The 1,592-nt window shown below is 23.7% G+C and carries 1 protein-coding gene; it reads right to left on the reverse strand.

Going from position 1 to position 1,592, the window contains the following annotated elements; all coding sequences use genetic code 11:
* Positions 1 to 490: 490 nt before the first annotated feature.
* Positions 491 to 685 (reverse strand): hypothetical protein, encoded by a 195-nt coding sequence (locus tag I4V51_RS20795; protein WP_195990341.1) that lies wholly within the window; start codon positions 683 to 685, stop codon positions 491 to 493.
* Between the last annotated feature and the right edge of the window lie 907 nt (positions 686 to 1,592).

The raw sequence follows: 1,592 nt of genomic DNA on the forward strand, positions 1-1,592 counted from the left end.
AACAGGAAAGTTAAGCTCTACAGCGTCAATGGTACTGCACGGGTGACTGTGTGGGAGAGTAGAACGTTGCCAGGTAAGAAGATACTTAGTTTATACTAGGTATCTTTTTTTGTATTTAAAATTAAAAAATAGTAGAATATCAACGTTTTAAATCCCAATGTGAGAGGAAAAAGAAATGTTATGTATTTTTCGGGCAATTTAGTGGAGATTAATCGAAGTGTAAAAATTTGATCCGATGAACGTTGACAGATAGAAGATACTTAGTCTATACTAGGTATCTTTTTTATAAAATTATAAGTGATTAAATAATAAATATTTTATTTGTGAATAGAACTAAAAAATATTTGAGTAGTATTTAACCAAATATCTTATTTATAAATAAATTAATAAAAACTTTTATTAACACATAATTAGTTCATTTATTTCATTTCATTTGAATCACCTATCAATATAATACGAATCATATTGTTTGAATAATTGTATGAAAATTTTAAGTTATTATATTCATTATAATTAATTTTTTTAGTATTTTATTATATAATGATTTTGCTTCAATATTATTTTCTACAGGATAGTCGTAAATTGAACATACTGAATTTATAGATTTATTATCATTTAATATATAATCATATATTAAACTATTCCTTTTAGTATTTAAACTTTGAGTTACATAATCATTATTCATAAATTTGGATATATCATCAGAAGTAAGTTACCAATATCCATTTGTTTTACTACCATTTAAAAGTCCCAGTTTAATATAGTTCCTAATTGTTCTTGGTGAGAGCATAGTCATTTTAGGAATATCAGCGATTGAATAAGTAGTTTTCATAATTAACACTCCTTTAAAATAATATATTCTATAAATAGAAAAGTTTTAAGAAACAATTTGAAAAATTATAATTTTTTTATACTATATTTTTTATTTATTAAAAATATATAGATAGAATAAAACATTATTAAATAAAAAAATAAAAAGTAATATAAAGAAAAAGATTAAAACATTAATAATTTTGTTAATATAAATATAAGTTCATTATAGTACCTATATAAAAATATAGTTAGTTTTATGAATGTGGATAATGTTAATTATGTTAATAAGTCTAAAATGTATATTAAATTAGTATGTGGATAATGTGTATTAAGGGGATAACTTTTTAGCTAAATACTAACACTGTTCCTAGTGTATCAATATAAGGAAATTAGAGGATATAGTTGAAAAGTGGAGAAAAAATAGAGTTTATTTTAAATTAAGATAAAAATTGTTTAATTATATATTAATTTAGGTGATATTATAAGTCTTGTTCTGAGGAACACAGCAAGTAAGTCGAAAGGTTGAAAGCAAATTTTTATCAACAAAAACAACACAAAAAAATGTTAAAAAAAGATGTTGACATAAAAGTTTCTCAGTGATAAGATAAGGAAGTCGCTTCGGTGCGACAGAGTAAATGGTCTTTGAAAATTGAACAGAATATAGTTAAAGTAATCCAGCAATTCTTTTGAGAGTCTTAAAACAAGACTCAAAGTAATTTGAGCAAATGATTAAACTTTTTAGTGAGAGTTTGATCCTGGCTCAGGACGAACGCTGGCGG

This window comes from Clostridium sp. D53t1_180928_C8 (assembly GCF_015667795.1).
GTDB lineage: Bacteria > Bacillota > Clostridia > Clostridiales > Clostridiaceae > Clostridium.

Excerpts from the sequence above, each read along its gene's own strand:
- I4V51_RS20795 (WP_195990341.1), bottom strand. The coding sequence starts at position 685 with ATGAATAATGATTATGTAACTCAAAGTTTAAATACTAAAAGGAATAGT.